The sequence below is a fragment of the Pedobacter sp. A2324 genome, from assembly GCF_059693705.1.
This window is the reverse complement of record NZ_JCASSK010000005.1, coordinates 98,593-115,748: the sequence shown is the minus strand read 5'-3', so window position 1 is coordinate 115,748 and position 17,156 is coordinate 98,593. Positions and strand designations below refer to the sequence as shown.

At 42.6% G+C, this 17,156-nt stretch carries 11 protein-coding genes; 1 reads left to right on the top strand and 10 read right to left on the bottom strand.

The genetic code is table 11. From position 1 onward, the window contains the following. Window positions 1–66: 66 nt before the first annotated feature. From AC570I_RS15705 to AC570I_RS15660, 10 genes are read right to left on the bottom strand one after another with little or no spacing between them, the layout of a single operon-like run. On the bottom strand, window positions 67–507 hold the full coding sequence (locus tag AC570I_RS15705) for a MaoC/PaaZ C-terminal domain-containing protein (RefSeq protein WP_497406209.1): 441 nt from the start codon (window positions 505–507) through the stop codon (window positions 67–69). Between the two features lie 3 nt (window positions 508–510). After that, window positions 511–1,587 carry a Gfo/Idh/MocA family protein gene (locus tag AC570I_RS15700; protein WP_497406208.1) on the bottom strand — a complete coding sequence of 359 codons (1,077 nt, stop codon included), beginning with the start codon at window positions 1,585–1,587 and terminating at the stop codon, window positions 511–513. Beyond that, window positions 1,584–2,822, bottom strand: a complete 1,239-nt coding sequence (locus tag AC570I_RS15695; protein ID WP_497406207.1) for an extracellular solute-binding protein — start codon at window positions 2,820–2,822, stop codon at window positions 1,584–1,586. Before AC570I_RS15695 ends, AC570I_RS15700 begins: the two co-directional genes overlap by 4 nt. Continuing rightward, window positions 2,815–3,978, bottom strand: coding sequence for a CaiB/BaiF CoA transferase family protein (locus tag AC570I_RS15690; protein WP_497406206.1), 1,164 nt, complete (start codon window positions 3,976–3,978; stop codon window positions 2,815–2,817). Before AC570I_RS15690 ends, AC570I_RS15695 begins: the two co-directional genes overlap by 8 nt. Window positions 3,979–3,981: 3 nt before the next feature. Next, window positions 3,982–5,133, bottom strand: a complete 1,152-nt coding sequence (locus AC570I_RS15685; protein WP_497406205.1) for a CaiB/BaiF CoA transferase family protein — start codon at window positions 5,131–5,133, stop codon at window positions 3,982–3,984. Next, window positions 5,130–6,290: an ABC transporter substrate-binding protein gene (locus AC570I_RS15680; protein ID WP_497406204.1), complete on the bottom strand. Its 1,161-nt coding sequence runs from the start codon at window positions 6,288–6,290 to the stop codon at window positions 5,130–5,132. Before AC570I_RS15680 ends, AC570I_RS15685 begins: the two co-directional genes overlap by 4 nt. A gap of 4 nt (window positions 6,291–6,294) precedes the next feature. Then, a complete protein-coding gene (locus tag AC570I_RS15675; protein ID WP_497406203.1) occupies window positions 6,295–9,828 on the bottom strand; it encodes a glycoside hydrolase family 2 TIM barrel-domain containing protein in 3,534 nt (1,177 codons plus the stop codon). Continuing rightward, window positions 9,825–12,233 carry a beta-galactosidase GalB gene (gene galB, locus AC570I_RS15670; protein ID WP_497406202.1) on the bottom strand — a complete coding sequence of 803 codons (2,409 nt, stop codon included), beginning with the start codon at window positions 12,231–12,233 and terminating at the stop codon, window positions 9,825–9,827. Before galB ends, AC570I_RS15675 begins: the two co-directional genes overlap by 4 nt. A gap of 1 nt (window position 12,234) precedes the next feature. Continuing rightward, complete coding sequence (locus AC570I_RS15665) at window positions 12,235–13,347, bottom strand: glycosylase (protein ID WP_497406201.1); 1,113 nt, start codon at window positions 13,345–13,347, stop codon at window positions 12,235–12,237. Continuing rightward, window positions 13,340–16,099: a family 78 glycoside hydrolase catalytic domain gene (locus tag AC570I_RS15660; protein ID WP_497406200.1), complete on the bottom strand. Its 2,760-nt coding sequence runs from the start codon at window positions 16,097–16,099 to the stop codon at window positions 13,340–13,342. The genes AC570I_RS15665 and AC570I_RS15660 overlap by 8 nt, the downstream gene beginning before the upstream one ends. 273 nt (window positions 16,100–16,372) lie before the next feature. Between AC570I_RS15660 and AC570I_RS15655 the strand changes: the two genes are divergently transcribed. Then, window positions 16,373–17,146, top strand: coding sequence for an IclR family transcriptional regulator (locus tag AC570I_RS15655; protein ID WP_497406199.1), 774 nt, complete (start codon window positions 16,373–16,375; stop codon window positions 17,144–17,146). The last annotated feature ends 10 nt before the right edge of the window (window positions 17,147–17,156 follow it).

Sequence of the window (17,156 nt, the reverse complement as noted above, 5' to 3'; positions counted from 1 at the left end):
TGGTTTTTATTTGTTCAATGCTTCAATGACCATTACGTTATTTTTCAATAGCCATTTGTCATTAGTTTATTTTTTCTTTACTACGAGTAAATGTTCGCATACCAAAACGACTTCTCCGTGCTGGTTGATGATTTCTACATGCTCCGTTACGGTTCCATATTCTGGTCTTTTACTATCTCCTTTTTCAGAGATCGTAACTTCAGAGTGGATGGTATCACCTATAAATACCGGCTTTACGAAACGCAATTTATCATAACCTTTCGACATGGCCTCAGGATTAATTTCGGACGCAGTTAAACCGATACCGATACTAAAAATCATCGTGCCATGAGCAATGCGCTGTTTAAAGGGTTGGGTGGCACACCACTCTGCATCCATATGGTGTGGAAAAAAATCACCGGTATGCCCGGCATGAACTACAAAATCGGTTTCTGTTATAGTGCGGCCCAGGGTTACACGTTTATCCTGTAACTGATAGTCCTCAAAAAATGTTGATTTGAAATACATCGTTTATTCTTTATCTTTTACTTTAACGCCACCAAAATCACTTGATTGGTAAGCACTTTCTACAACCGCCATCGTTTGAATCACATCTTCAACGCTGGTATGCAGTACGTCTGTTGATCCTTCACTAAAGCGCATCAGGTTTGCCATGGTACCGATGAAGGCTTCGGGGAACCAGGATCCTTCGAGTTTGACTGTTTGCCACACGGGAGATTTCCCATCTTCCACCAGGCAATATTCAAAAACATCAGGCACACCATGCGGGTAATCCATTAGTAAACCTATTTTGGCCATAATAGCTCCTTTGGTTCCCTCCCATTTGATATAACTTTCCTGGTGGTCAGGACCGAAATCATGGTCGTGGTTGGTATTGATTACGGCATGTAAAGTATCGCCATAATCGAACAGAATTGTTGAGCGCGATGATGACAGATTTTTGGCCGGATGTTTCAAAGTCTTTGCCAAAACACTTTGAGGATTTCCTAAAAATGAGCGGATTAAATCGACGTAATGAATGCTGTGATACTGGATCTCGAGGCGGGGATGGATGATCACATGCGGAAAAATCTCCCATGGGGTCTTGATTGTCACCCGAACTTCCATGTCATACAATTCCCCTATTAAACCCTGCCCGATAAGATATCGTGCGGCACTTACAAATGGCGCAAAGCGCAGTTGGAAGTTTATTGCAGCCTTCAGGTTTTTTGCCCTGCATAATTCCAGGATTTCATTTGCCTGGGCAAAATCATCACCCATTGGCTTTTGAATCAATACGGCACTGCCATCGGGCAACTGGTTTAAAGCTTCGATGTATTGGGCAGGCATAATGGTTAAATCGTACACCGTATTTTCGGGCGCTCCGGCCACTGCCTCTGCTAACGAATTGTATACATTGGGTATTCCAAAAGTATCGGCCAGTTTTTGAGCCCTTTCTTTTGTACGGTTTACAATTCCGTGAACTTCGAAACCTGCAATTTTGTACGCCGGGAGATGCGCATCAACCACAATACCACCTGCACCAATAATGATTATGGGCTGTTTTGTTTGGGGTAATGCGGGTTTATATCTTATATCAATACTCATTTATCAATTTCATTAATCTGGCTTTGTGCAAGCTCAGCGAGTTCTTCCGAAGGCTTGCCTGTATGAACCGCGTCCAGTACCATTTGATCAATTATCGCTGCTATAGCGGCCCAGTTTTGTTTCCGTGGCAGCATATTTGCTACCTCGTGTAATGCTGCTAATTTATGGTAATAGGGAATAATTTCATTAATTTCCTTATCATCCCAGGTAGAGTGCCTGCATCCGATTCCACCGGCTAAAGTAAGTTGTTTATCCTGTTCTTCTGCCAATGCAAAGCGTAAAAAATCATAGGCTATGTCTTTATTTCTGCTACCCTTGGCAATGGTATAAAGCCAGTATACATTCAGCGAAGCGGAATGCTGATCAGGAGCCGATGGTAGCAGCGCAACATCGACTTTACCTTTCACTTTCGAGTTTGCATCTACTTCGCAAACGGCAGCAAAGCCAAACCAGTTGATCATCATCGCGGCCTCACCTTGAGAAAAAGCGGCGCCTGCGGCCACAGATTCAAAAGCAAAAGACTGCGGATGAACAGCCGTTTGATCATTTACCATTGTACGGTAGAAATTCAGACCGTCAATAGCCTCAGGCGTATTGATTTGAATGAAGCCATTTTTATCAGTGAGGGCTCCGCCCCTGGTCCACAATTGCAGGCAAAAATCAAAAACGGTGTTGTGCCCGTCTGGGTAGCACGCGAAAACACTGCCATACAACTGCTCTTCCGGACGATTAAAAAACTGTGCTACCTGATGGAAATCTTCCCAGGTTTGGGGTATTTCCAAAGCTTTACCAAATTGTGCCAGGTAACCTGCCTTTTCCGTTTCACTTTCAAATAAATCTTTTCTGTAAATAAAACATTCAGGTCCGTCGTGAAAGGGCAAGCCCACTACTTCCCAGCCGAAACGTTGTAAACCCAGAAGGGATTTACTCCATCCCCTTGGGAAATCGTCAGGTTTATTTCTGTTGATGTAGGGGTTTAAAACCTCGAAATCCTGATTGACATACCCTTCCAAAACCCAATCGGTGTTGATGTGGGCAATATCGAAGTCGCCATTTGCCAAACCTTTTTCAGTAATGGTTTTGTTGTATAATTCATGCAAATCCATTACCACCATCTCCAGCTTCAGTTTACAGCCGGAAAAAGCGCAATACTCGTCCCAGAACTTCTGCATGGCAGATTCAAAGGGAGCAAATTTGCGGACGGCTATTTTAAAAGTATCTATCTGGTTATGCATTTGCAATTGTATTCTGTGTTGTAAATTCTTTGATAATTTTTTCATTATCCTGCCCCAACTTTGGCGAACCTACCGTTGAAGTGAGTAATTCGCCGTCAATGCGAATCGGGCATCTGGTGGTCTCATATTTATAACCATCCACCATTTCCACTTCCTGGATCATATTCAAAACTTTGAAACCCTCGTGCGCCATTAAGGCGTTCCAGTTCAAAACGTCGGCACACCATATATCGGCGGGTTCCAATATGGAAAGCCATTTTTCAGTTGTATCTGATAACAGATGATCAGCTAAAATCGTCTTTATTTCATCCCTCTTATCAAATGCCTCACTGATTTCAAGGTAATCCTCCAATTGCTCGCAACCCAGTAATTCACCAAGTTGAGGAATTGAACCCATTGCCAATGCTAAATATCCGTTTTCTGTTTGATAAATACCATAGGGTGCACCTAAATATGCGTTGGCATTGTTCTTTTTTGATCGTTCAGGTAAAGCGCCGCCATCGTTCATAAAGGTTGTAATGGTTTCAAACTGGAAATCATAAGCCGATTCCATCATGCTCACCTGTATAAATCCACCCTCATTTTTTATTGCTTTGCGGTATAAACAAGCCAGAAGTCCCTGTGCTAAATGCGCGCCAGCTAACATATCGACGATGGATAAACCCATGGCTACAGGGCCACTATCAGCGTTACCGGTTAATGAAGTTAGACCAGTAACCGATTGCAACAATAAATCCTGACCAGGTTTATTTCTCCATTCTCCTGTGTTCCCATAACCGGAGATCTCCCCATAGATAATGTTGGGATTGAAGGCGATGACCGAAGGATAATCGAAACCTAAACGCTCCATTACACCCGGACGAAAATTATGAATCATCACATCTGCTTTTTTGAGCAGTTCGCGTACCATTTCACAATCTTCTTCACTTTTTAAATCCACTTCAAAACTTTCTTTATTTCTATTGATGGCATGAAAAACTGATGATTCTCCATTCATGATCAAATTTGAGGTGTAAAGGGTGCGGCAAATGTCGCCCACACCTAAACGCTCAATTTTAATTACACGGGCGCCCATGTCGGCCAGACGCAGACTTGCCGAGGGTCCCGATAGAAACTGGCTGAAATCGATAACTAAATAATCTTCGAGCGGTCTCATATGCTAATTCAATTCAAATTCTGTATTAATATTCCGGGTATCAACGCCCAGTTTTGGTGCAGCTTTCGCTGCAAACAACTTCTCATTATCTAACCGGATCGGACTAACAGTGGTTTTAATAGTCTTGTCGCCTCCAAGGTCTAAACTTTGTTCGATCTCCAGGTTTTTATAGGTACTTAACGCAGTAGCAGTCTGGTAATTTAACACTTCTGCACACCATATATCATGCGTTTCTAAAAGATCTACCCAGGTAGTGGTATCCTGCTTTTTGAAAGTTTCGGCCAGGCGTACAATTAGCTGGTCGCGGTTCTCAAATGCCGAACCTGCTTCCACATATAAATCATCAATGTCGCATTTGATAATGGCACATATATTCGGAAGATTCCCCATCGCCATGGCAATGTAGCCGTCTTTAGTTTCGTACATACCATAAGGTGCGCTCAAATAGGCGTGCGCACTACCCTTTGCTCCGCTTCTGTCAGGCAATTTACCCCCGTCATTCAGATAAGTTGTGATCACTTCAAACTGCACATCCAGAACAGATTCCAGTAAACTCACCTCAACCAGAACGCTTTTGTTTGTTTTGGCCCTTTTGATTAAGGCAGCCATAATCCCCTGTGCAAGATGGTTTCCACACATGATGTCCGACACCGAGAGGCCAAATGGAACCGGTCCATCGATATCTACGCCAGATAAAAAGGTTAAGCCCGAAACGGCCTGAACCAGCAAATCCTGACCAGGTTTATTCCGCCAGGGACCTTCATTTCCATATCCGGTAACCACACCATAAACGATTTTAGGGTTGATGTGCTGAACACTTTCGTAATCCAGACCGATCTTTTCCATCACCCCGGGACGGAAATTATGTGTCATCACATCTGCTTTGCTGATAAGTTTTCTTAATCTTTCCAAATCCTCAGGATTTTTCAGATTCGCAGCATAGCTTTCCTTATTACGGTTGATGGTGTGAAAAAGCAAGCTATCATCATCTACAAAAAGATTTTTGATGGATAACTGCCGGCAAGCGTCGCCTGTTTCAGGTCGCTCAATTTTAATGACACGGGCGCCCAGATCCGCAAGCTTCAATCCTGCAGATGGCCCGGCCAGAAACTGGCAAAACTCTAAAACCAAGAGTCCTTCTAGTGGTCTGTTCATGATAACACTAAACTTTTAGATGTAATATACAAGGTATTCATAGCGGATAGTACCTCCTCTTCATTTCCACCGTTCATCAGATAATCGCGTACCACATCACCGGCATGGTCTTGGAAATACATTGAGCCGTGGTAACGCGGGCGTAAAAAAGCACGCTGTAAAGCCGGTAAGGTGTTGCTGAAATAATTCTGACTCTGTCGGTTAATTTCTTCGTTTTTCCATGCGGCTAAATGACCTGGCTGACCACCACTTTCGAAAAATAAGGTTGACTGACAGGCGGGAGATCCCACAAATTCCACATATTTGGCTGCCACATCTATTTCCTCACATTTTGAAGAAATTGCCAAACCCGTTCCCCCCAGTGTGCTTCTTAAATTCGTTATACCATCCATAGAAATCATATCGTGAAAATGCAAAGCCTTACGCGAATAACCGTTTCTCGAATAGTTTGAATAACCATAAGCAAAAGGGCAGTAAGCAATTTCATCGGTTTTAGTCATGGCTTCATATACCTGGATCGGATTCCGGTTGAAGTTTTCCCGATCTATTTTCGCAGCTAGCTCACGATACATCTTTAAGGCTTTTATTCCGGTTTCGGGTGATATTACCGCCGTATCATTCTGACATGGGTCTTCGCCCAGTGAGCAGCAAAGCGTGTAAAAATTCATTAAAACATCAATAGGAATACCTGCAAATGCAACTAATCCCTGATCGGCAAGTGCCAGAAGATCTTCGAAAGATTGTGGCAACTGTAAACCTTTTTCTGCCAAAAGATCCGGTCTTGATGCGGCTACCGGTGTTGCGGCATCAATGGGTAGCGCCCATAAATGTTCATCGTAGAAATAGCTTTCATATGACTCCCCAACCGAATTACGGCGCTGATCATTCAAATAATCTTCCGACAGGTAAAAGTCGAGAGCTACAATTGATTTGGTTTTTGCTGCAAAGCCAGCCCATGGATGGTCGATAACCAGCAAATCAAATCTCTCGGCCAGTTCCTGGATAGAAAAGTCGGCAAATTGCTGTAAACTTCGCTTCTCCCAGGTAATGTTAACATTCGGGTACAATTCAGAAAATCGTTGCGCCGTTGCCACCATGGGTAAAAGTCCGCGACTATGGTTCCAGGTTATTCCTTTTAAGTTAATGGTCTTCTCCACAATGCTAAAATTTTATTCGTTTTACTTTATTGCTCACTTCCTCTTTTTTACCCTCGAAAGGCAAAAGATAAAAGCGGTAATGATAATTCTTTGAAGGGATTTGATACTGGGGCAGTGGTGCGGCAACATCACTCCAGCTGTCGTTTCCGCCGACGCCCATTTGTATTAGATCTACATTTACCGTTAAATAACCGGCATCCTTCAATTTATTTGTATGTTTCGCCGCCTGAACGTTGTCGTCTGTGTAAGGGCTGGCACTCATGCTCAGCAAACTGTCTGCTGCAAAAAGCAAACCCTGCTTTTTTGCGAGATCCGAAAAATACATCCAGCGCACATCGGTCCGGTTTCCATTTTCCTGCGGAACGGCATAATGCTCCATAAAATTGTTTACAGGTTCGCTGTAAATCGCAGCATCAGCAGCATAATTTTTGTCCATATAGTTTTCCATCGGGCCTTTTCCATACCATGAAATGGTATTGTAGTTACGAAGTACACCCAGTTGCATTCCTACTTTTGGGATATTAGGCAAACCAGGCTTTACCGTGAGGGCATAATCAACTTTAATGGTACCTGTTGATGAGATTTCATAGTTAACTTTTACTCTTGCGCTGTCGTTAATCAGACTATATTCACTTGATACGATTAAATCAGAACCATTTTTTGCGTCAGCTTTGCCTCCCGAAACTGATATCAGTTTTAAATCGTTGGCATACCATTGCTTTAATTTTTTATTCGACTTCCAGCCGCGTTTATCATTATCGGTTAACGGACGGGTGAAATGAGGCAACAGTGGGGCAAAGATTTGCTCTGTGCCTTTCCACTTGTAAGAAACCAAAGCACCATTCTTTTTGCTGATGCCGATTTCAAAATTTTGTCCGGAATAGGTTTCTATATCAACACTGCCTGAAAGTTTTGGTGGATTGATATGATCAACGGTTTTAGCGCTAGCTAAACCTGTCAAAGCAAATTGATTTGATGCTACCTCGAATCCTTTCTTGGCCCATAATTCATCTTTGCTCAAAGTAAAATGAACATCAGCTAAATATTCTGACCCTTGTTCCATTTTTGGTAAATACTTTGAAACATTCAATAAAGTATCCCTTCCGGCAGCTAAATTGATCGCCGGCAATACTTTCTCGCTGACAACTGCTCCATCCTTCCGAACGATCAGTGTAACCGTATAGGCGTTTAAATTTTTAACGGCATGTCTGTTACTAATTCTGATGATTGCTTTGGTTTGATCTGCTAATTCGGTTTGCGCACCCTGGTAAACGCGTTTACATTCAAACATCGCTCCTTTAGGTTTCCCATCAGAATTGACCACGCCTTTTATGGTGAAGTTATCAAAGTACTTTTCACCAAAATCGCCGCCATAAGCGTAAAATTTGTTTCCTACACTATCAGTTTGCAGAATTCCCTGATCCTTAAATTCCCATATGGCACCACCTATAATGCGTGGCGTAGGTCGAAATACATCCCAGAAATCTTTCATGTTGCCAACTGAATTTCCCATGGCGTGTGCATATTCGACGAAGAAAATCGGGCGGTTATCACCGTTCTGCTGTTCAGCAAGCATTTTTGGCGTGTAAATGCTTGGGTACATTCTACTCACAATATCAACGTAAGGTTGGTCTTGTGGATTTTGCAACCTGTGCGAGTGATCGTTAGGTTTCAAATACGCAGGATTGCTCGGATCCATGTAACCATCTAAGCGGGGATTCCCCATGGCAGGCTCATAGTGAACCGGGCGGGTGATATCGAAGTCGTGAATCCATGCCGACATGGCAGCATGATTTGGGCCACTTCCTGATTCATTTCCCAAACTCCAGATGATGATGCTTGGATGATTTTTATCCCGCATCACCATTCGGCTGCTGCGTTCGAGGTAAGCTGCTGTCCAGGTGGGATCGTTGCTGAGTTTACCACCCAAACCATGGGTTTCAAGATTGGCCTCATCAATCACCAGAATTCCATATTCATCACATAAATCATATAAATACGGGTCCATTGGGTAATGGCTGGTCCGGATGCAGTTGAAATTAAAACGCTTGATGGTTTGGACATCTTCCAGAATATCCGCGCGACTTAAAGCTTTTCCTTTAGTGGGATGATGATCGGGCCGGTTGATTCCATACAGGTAGGTTTCTTTACCGTTAATTAAAAGTTTACCATTGATCTTGGAAAATTCGATGCTCCTGAAACCAACCTTACAACTTTTAACTTCCAGCACTCTACCTAAACTATCTTCCAATGAGATGGTCAACGTGTAGAGGTTGGGAACCTCATCACTCCATTTTGCAGGGTTTTTAATTTTACTTTCCAGCAAACCAAACTTCACATTATCCAGTCGTGGCCAGATTTCGTTGATGATGCTTTCTGCACTTCTTTCCAGGGGTTTATCAAGTACCGCAGCACCATTGCCATCGAAAAGTGATGCTGTAACTTTATAGCCTTTGACTTCTTTGCCTGTGAGGTTTTCTATTCTCGGACGGATGCTTAAGGTAGCGTCTTTATATTCCTTATCCAGTTTAGTTTGCACAAAAAAATCAGCAATTCTCAATTTTGGCTCAGCCAGTAGCATCACTTCGCGATGAATTCCACTCAAACGCCAGTGATCCTGATCTTCAAGGAAACTGCCATCCGTCCAGCGCATCACCTGGACCGATAAAATATTTTCATCGGCCTGCAAATACGGCGTGATATTAAATTCTGAGGAGAGAAAACTATCTTCCGCATAGCCCAGAAACTTACCATTCACCCAAACTTTATATCCCGAACTTACCCCCCCAAAATGCAGGGTGATGTTCATATCCTGCCAGTTTTCAGGGATAGAAAAAGTGCGCTGATAACTTCCGACACCATTATAATCCATTGGCGGATTTGGCGGATTTACAGGCCGAAAGGGGTAAACAGCGCTCTTGTAAATGGGTTTATCATATCCTTTCATCTCCCAGTTTGACGGGACTTCTATTTTTTTCCATCCACTTACACGGGATTTGTAAAAGTCCTTTGGCGCATCTGCTGGTTTGATGGCAAAAGAGAAATCCCAATCGCCGTTTAACGAAATTATCCTGGCAGATTTATCTCGATTTCCTTTTTTGGCATCTTCAATGTTTGCGAAAGAATAGGCAGTGGCACGAGAAGCATCGCGATTGATGCCGCTCACTAATTGGTCTTCCCAGGGTTCTTTGTTATAAATTTGAGGGGCTTTTTGAACGGCTGTTGGTGTTTTATCGACCAGTTGGGCAGAAGATTTAATGCAGCTGAATGCAAAAAACAGGATAAATAATAATTGTTTCCCGCTGATTTCGCAGATCTTGGCAGATTTTATATAATCTACTATAATTGGCGTTTTTTTCCCGCTGATTAAGGAGATTTGCGCAGATTTTATATAACCTATTATAATTGCCGTTTTTTTCCCGCTGATAAAAAAGATTTGCGCAGATTTTAAAAAATTTGTTCTGCGGGAATCAGCGAAATCTGCGGGAGACTCGTTTAACATCAAATGATTATTGGTTTGCATCAATCGGCTCATCATTTCCCTGTATTTATCGTTATTGAAGAAGCAGATAAACCTGCCGAGCTTGCTGTTAACTTCATTGTCCCGCTTTTATCTGTTGATTGAAGAATAGCTAAACATAAACCATGAAAAGCTTTGCGATAGCTCGCTTTAAAAGGCTCCAGACTTGCCTGAAAACCATTATCTGCGCCTGCAATAAATCCATTCCCTTCAACTTTAAAAATCACCAAATTATCTGCATCGGGAACCACGTTCCCCGTGGCATCCAAAATGCGAACTGTAACAAAAGATAGATCTTCACCATTGGCCTTGATGTTTTTCCTGTCGGCTACTAACTCGATTTTAGCCGGTGCACCAGCGGTTTTCACTTCCCGCGTGAGCACCTCCCTGCCGTTTTTCCTGGAAACAGCTTTTAAAGTTCCGGGTTCAAAAGTGACATTCCACTGCACATGTAAATCATCGTTTTGTTTCGATTTCTTTCCAAGCGACTTGCCATTCAGGTACAATTCCACTTCATCGGCATTGTTGTAATAAGCCCAGACCTCTACCGATTTATCGGCTTTCCAATTCCAGTGCGGCAGAATATGCAAAACGGGCTTGTTTGTCCATTCGCTCTGATACATGTAATATGAATCTTTAGGAAATCCCGCTAAATCGACAATCCCGAAATAGGAGCTTCTGGCCGGCCAGGGATAAGGCAAAGGTTCACCAAGGTAATCGAAACCTGTCCATACAAAAAGGCCTGAGACATGATCGTATTTTTTAGCTGCTTTCCAGGTTTCCTCATGCGTGGAGCCCCAGTAAGCAGAAACATTATCGTAAGAGGATGCTGACCACTCCTTGTTCCCTTCTGTGAACTTTGTTTTACCATCTTTAGGCCAGCGGCGGATGCTATCTGCTGTGTCGTAAAAGCCCCGCGTTTCTAAAGCTGATGTAGTTTCTGTTGCCAGAAACTTTACACCAGGATAGTTTTTCGGAAAGTCTTTGTATAGTTTATGATTGTAATTCAAGCCATAAATATCAAGCGCATTCGCCTGATAGATAAAGTTTTTCCTGGCATCAGTTTCGGTTAAAGCGGAGATTACAGGGCGGCTTTGATCTAATTTTTTAACCGTTGCAACCAGCTCTTTGGTCATGGCAATCCCTGTGCTGTCAAACTGCTCACGAATTTCATTGCCGATACTCCACAGGATGATAGATGGATGATTTCTATCGCGTAACAGCATGTCTTCCAGATCACGCGTATGCCATTCCGGAAAATTGAGGTGGTAGTCGTTTTTGGTTTTCTTTTTCTCCCACATATCAAATGCTTCGTCCATCACCAGGAAACCCATTTTATCACACAAGTCCAGAAACTCTGGAGCCGGTGGATTGTGTGCGGTGCGGATAGCGTTTACCCCCATGGCTTTCATGATTTCGAGCTGGCGTTCCATGGCACGGGTATTTACAGCGGCCCCCAGCGCCCCCAAATCATGATGCAGACAAACGCCGAGAATCTTCATTGCTTTTCCATTTAAAGAAAAGCCTTTATCGGCGTCAAAGTTGAATGAACGGATTCCAAACCTAGTTTCATAAGTATCAATCAATTTGCCGTTTTGAAGAATCTGAGTAATCAATTTATATTGGTTGGGGTTTTCAACAGACCACAGTTTTGGATTTTTGATATCCAGTGTGGTTTTGGCTGCTCTGCCAGATGTACTGACATGAATGTTTTGGGCGCTACCTTTGAGAACCAGTTTTCCGTCAGTCGCATATATAACATGGCTTACTGATACAGATTGAGCCTTAATTGTTTTGTTTAGCACCTGGGTTCGAACCTCAATATGGCCGGAATTATCGGTGGTGACGAAAGTTCCCCAATTGGCAACGGCAATCTTGGCTGTCGATGTCAGCCAAACATTCCGGTAAATTCCTGATCCCGAATACCAGCGGGAATCGGGTTGGGCTGAATTGTCGACCTTAACAGCAATGGTATTTTTACCGGTCTTCAAATATTTGCCAATATCATAAGAAAATGAGGCGTAGCCATAAGGACGTTTGCCCAGATATTTGCCGTTAACCCATACCTCACTATTTTTGTACACCCCGTCGAATTCAATGCTAACTAATCTGTTTTGAAAATTCGCCGGTGCATTGAAAGTTTTTCTATACCAACCAATTCCGGTTGGCAAACCGCCGCCCTCAGGCTTGGCAGGATTTTTCTCATCGAATTTTCCCTCAATACTCCAGTCGTGAGGCAATGTGAGTTTACGCCAGCTGAGGTCATCATAGGCAGGAGATTTTGCACCAGGCTCATCCCCGGGAAAGAATTTCCAGTTTTTATTGAAGTTTTCTCTTACACGTGTTTGCGCAAAAGTCCCTACACTCCAAAAGAGCATCAACCACAATAATTTATATTTTATCTCCATTTTTGAAACCTTCATGCTATTTTCTGGATTCGCTAACAAAATCTACTTTACTCTTACCTAAATCTTTCGATGTGGCTACTGCAATTCCGCGCTGGTCCTGCTTATTTACCGCACAATAAAAGTGGTACACCACCCCTTTGTATTTCAATACAAAAGATTTGTGCGCATACAATTCATCATATTTTTCTGACGACTCAATCAGGTTATCGCCGGTCCAGTCGGTCCAGTTTACCAGGTCTTTCGACACGGCAAAACGATTAAATGAACCTTTTCTATCCTGCCAGAATGCCCCGAAATAAAACATTATGTATTTATCACCAATTTGCTGAATCACGCCGTCGCCGGTAATGCCCACGGGATGATGCACCACAGGATTTCGATTGAAACGTTGCCATTGAACCATGTCATCAGAAACTGCCATACCAATACGCTCGTACCAGCGTGTTTTTTTATTATTTGCTAAAGAATCACCAACAGCGTTGTAGTACATTACGAAGCGATGTTCGGTTAGTCTTTTCTGGTCTTCTATTACTGTGCTTTTAAAAAGCTTATTGCGGTTTTCCCACCAGCGCACATCCACATCTGCAGCAGTTAAAACAGGTTTATCTAAACGTGTCCATTCCTGTACGTGTGATGGATGCGTTGTGGTATACGCCATTCCAATGGACAGCGGTTCCACTTCATATCCTTTTTCTTTCCCGCCGAAATAAGACATCCAGTACTTTCCGTCAAAAGATTTCACACCATAACTCCCGCCCCACTTTATATCCAGCAAAGCATTGTAACCAGCTTTTTGATTGTCGTCCCATTTACCAGAATCGCCAAATGACATTAGTTTTCCCTGATTTTCCCAGTGCAGTAAATCACTGCTCTTTGATAGCCAGGTTTCGTAACCGCGACCGCTGAAAATCAGATAAGTCATGTACCAGAATTTACCCTTCCTGAATATCGTGGGACAATCCATTTTGTGTTCTTTATCTTCAGGAACCATCACCAAGCCGTACTTATAAGGCGTTTTTACTTCCTCATAAATCTCTTCCATCTCCGCATTCGAAATCAGGTTTGGTGTTTGTGCCTGCACATTAAAGGCAATCACTATCAGGAATAGGATGATTTTGATTCTAGTCATTTGTACATATAAATTTATAGTGACCTGAACCCACTGTTAATTTTGCTTTTCCGTTTTCAAAACTTAAAGCATTAATACGTGGATTAATTTCATCTGTAATGGTTTGCTTTCCGTCGCCCGGAAAATAAATATCCGCTTTTGTGTTCACCGGAATCCTGACTTCCAGCGTAAACTGTTTTTTTGTTTTCGTCCATGATGACAAGATCTGGCCATAAGGAGAATTGTAACTGACACGAGCAGCGGTTAAGTAGCCGACTACTTCGGGTTCTATTCTAATGTGATTAAAAGCAACAGCACCTTCTGCCTGACGGATTCCACCCAGCCCGCTGTACAGCCATTCCATGAGATGCCCCAGCATAAAATGATTGTTAGAAACGGTTGGCAAAGCGGCCCAGCTTTCAGTCAATGCCGTAGCCCCTTTCTCGATCTGCATCCCGTAACCGGGTACATCAGACCGGCTGTTCATATCAAAAATCACATCCGATCGTCCGGCGTCTTCTAATACCCTTAACACATAGCGGTAACCAATATCGCCGGCAGTTAAACTATTCTTCCTGTTTTTTATGTCCTTAACCAGATTGTCAATTACTGCGTTTTTATGCTCATCCTCCACCAGTTCCATGTAAACTGCCATGGCATTAGCCGTTTGAGAACCCGTTGCATATTGCCTGGTTTTATTATCAAAAAACCGGTCGTTGAAAGACTTTCTCACGCTGACCGCCAGACTAGCATATGCCAGGGCATCAGCTTTTTTATCTAAAAGCGTAGCCATCTTTTCCATGATCTTTAAATCGTAATGGTAAATTGCCGTTCCGGTTACGCCCATTGGTGTCAATTGAGATACGCCTGGTGCTTTCGGACCTAAATCATACCAGTCGCCCAAACCTTGCGACAAAATGTGGTTTTCTGCTTTTGCAGCAAGATACTTCAGGTAACCCTGCATCATCGGATAGTATTCCGCTATCGCTTCTTTATCTCCGTACCACTGATATAAATACCAGGGAAGTAATATACCGCTGCTGCCCCATTCAGGTGAATCGCGGAACATATCGCCACCCCATTCGAACTTCACATATTCAGGTGCAATTTCAGGGATCAGCCCGTTTGGCAGCTGGGAGTTTTTCATATCCTGCAAGGCCTTCTTAAATAGAGGTGCTGCATTGTAATTGTAACCAACAGAATTGCCCATCAGGTGCAATTGTTCTAACCAGCCCAGTTTCTCGCGGTGCGGACAATCGGTAAAAACGCTCACCATATTACTTTTAACCGACCAGTCGATCAACCTGAAGGTTTTATTGAACAGTTCGTTAGAGCTGGTAAATTCCCCGATTTGTTCTGCAGCATTCCTAACGTGCAATGCTGTTAAATTTTTGATTACTGTCTGGTTGGCTGCATTAACCTCTCCTGCGGGAACAGCCCCTTTCACCTGAAGGTACCTGAATCCGGTATAAAAAAACCTCGGACGCCAGGTCTCTACACCATCCCCTTTTAAAATATAAGTGAAATAAGAAGGTCCGCCGATATTTTTCTGCGTTACCTGTCCGTCTGCTTTGATTAATTCTGCAGGTGTAATCCTGACTGTATCTCCTTTTTTGCCATGCACCTTCAATTCAATAATCGCCGACGCATTCTGGCCCATATCGTAAACCCATTCCCCATTACCTGTAGTTTTGATGCTTTGGGCGGTAAAGTTTTCAAAAACCTTAACGGGTTCTTCTTTTTGTGCATTTAAAAGAGGTCCGTTAACCAGAAGCGCTGTTTTCCATTTAGCATCATTAAAACCAGCCAGGTTCCAGCCCTTTTGTTCCAGATTTGCATTGTAATCTTCTCCACCATAAATACTGGAAAAGGTTATTGGCGATGGTGCTGTTTTCCAGCTTTGATCACTAATGATATTAGCAGAAGTTCCGTCACTGTATTCTATCAAAAGCCGGCAAATCATTTTCGGGTAACCGTAAGCCACTTTAAGTTTCCGATATCTTTCCTTTACCGGTGGAATATAATAGAAACCATTGCCAAGCATTACACCAACGGCATTATTACCTCTTTTAATCTGACTGGTAATGTCGTAGCTCACGTATAGTGCTTCGCGATCATATTTCGTCCAGCCAGGTGCCAGGAAATCCTCACCTCTCTTCTGTCCGTTTAAACTCATTTCGAAATGCCCTAAGCCAGAAACAAAAGCAGTTGCCTTCCTGATGCTTTTGGTAACCGCGAAATCTTTACGGAACATAGGTAAAATATTATTCGCATTGTACTTATCCTTTTTTCCATCTGTAGGAAGAACATTGACATTCGAATCGGCAAGCTTCTCAAATGCAATCCATTTTGCGCCTTTCCAGTCCTGAGCCGTAAGTAAACCCATTTGCCAGAAAGCAGTATTGCTCCATGCAGAAACCTCTCCTGAGCCATTCCAAACCCGGACTTTCCAGAAGTAGGTTTTAGCTGAAAACAATTTCGCTCCTTTGTATGGTATCTGAATTGACCGGGCAGAGATTACTTTTTTAGTATCCCAAACATCACCAACGTTTTTGTTTAGTTGAGCAGCGCTGCTCGCAACCAATATCTGATAGGCAGATTGCATCACATTACTTCCTGACGATTGAAGCTTCCAACTTAAAATGGGTGAGACAAAATCTATCCCTATCGGATTATCCCGATAGCTGCAACTTAAACGGGCAACTTTAATATCCTGCGCAAAAAGCGAAATACTAAATAAGAAAAGCCAGAAAAAGACTAATATTTTGCTCATTAAATAATTTACACCTTTAAGGTATTTTATTTAGATTTATAATTGGTTATCAGCTACAAAAGCAATTAAAGAAATACAATATTCCTTTTTATCGTCAGGCTGAAGTTCAGCCCGGGATTAGCTCTCACTACTAATTCAAATATAAATATTTTTTTTAAATATGAAAACATTTAATACTTTAGATTGATATAGAAGCTTTCTAAATGGTAAATCCGAAAGCATTTTGTATGTTTGAAATTGTAAAAAATACGCTACGACCAAATTTAAACCTGTATGAACGAAAAGGAATCTAAATATCAAGCGCCCGCCTTAGATAAAGGCCTTGATATATTGGAATATTTATCAGCACAATCCATCCCCCTCTCACAAACGGAAATTGCTATCGGTATTGAGAAAACCCCTAATGAAATTTACCGGATGCTGATGAGCCTGGAGAGCCGTGGATATATTTTGCGTGATGAAGTTTCGGGAAAATACAGGCTTTCGTTAAAGTTGTTCTACCTGTCTCACAGGCACTCTCCGATGGACGAACTGCGCAAGGCCGCACAGTTTCCGCTTGAGGAGCTGGCCAACAGCATCCGCCAATCCTGCCACTTAAGTATTTTGTATATGAATCAGGTAATGGTAATTATTCATGCTAAAAGTCCGGGGCCAATTGCACTTTCTATTGAAGAGGGTAACCTGTTCCCTTTGCCACTAACTGCATCAGGTAAGGTTTTACTGGCTTACATGCCCGACTCAGAACGCACCCTGGCCCTTAAAAACAATAGTATTTTCAAAAAATACTCGAAACCGCAGCAGGAAGATTTCATCAGCTCGCTGGAGGAAATTCAGAAAACGGGTTCCTACTTTAAAAACAGTGATTCTGTTTCAGGCGTAACGGATATTTCTGTACCAATTGGCATCGGCGGCAATGATGGCATTATTGCCTGTTTAACCATATCGATGTTAAATGCCTTGAATGCCGATAAGGCCATTGAAAATGATGTGATTCTTGCGGAAGCAAATAAATGCGTGAAGAAGATTGAACAACGCATTGGCGTTTAACGCATCGTTA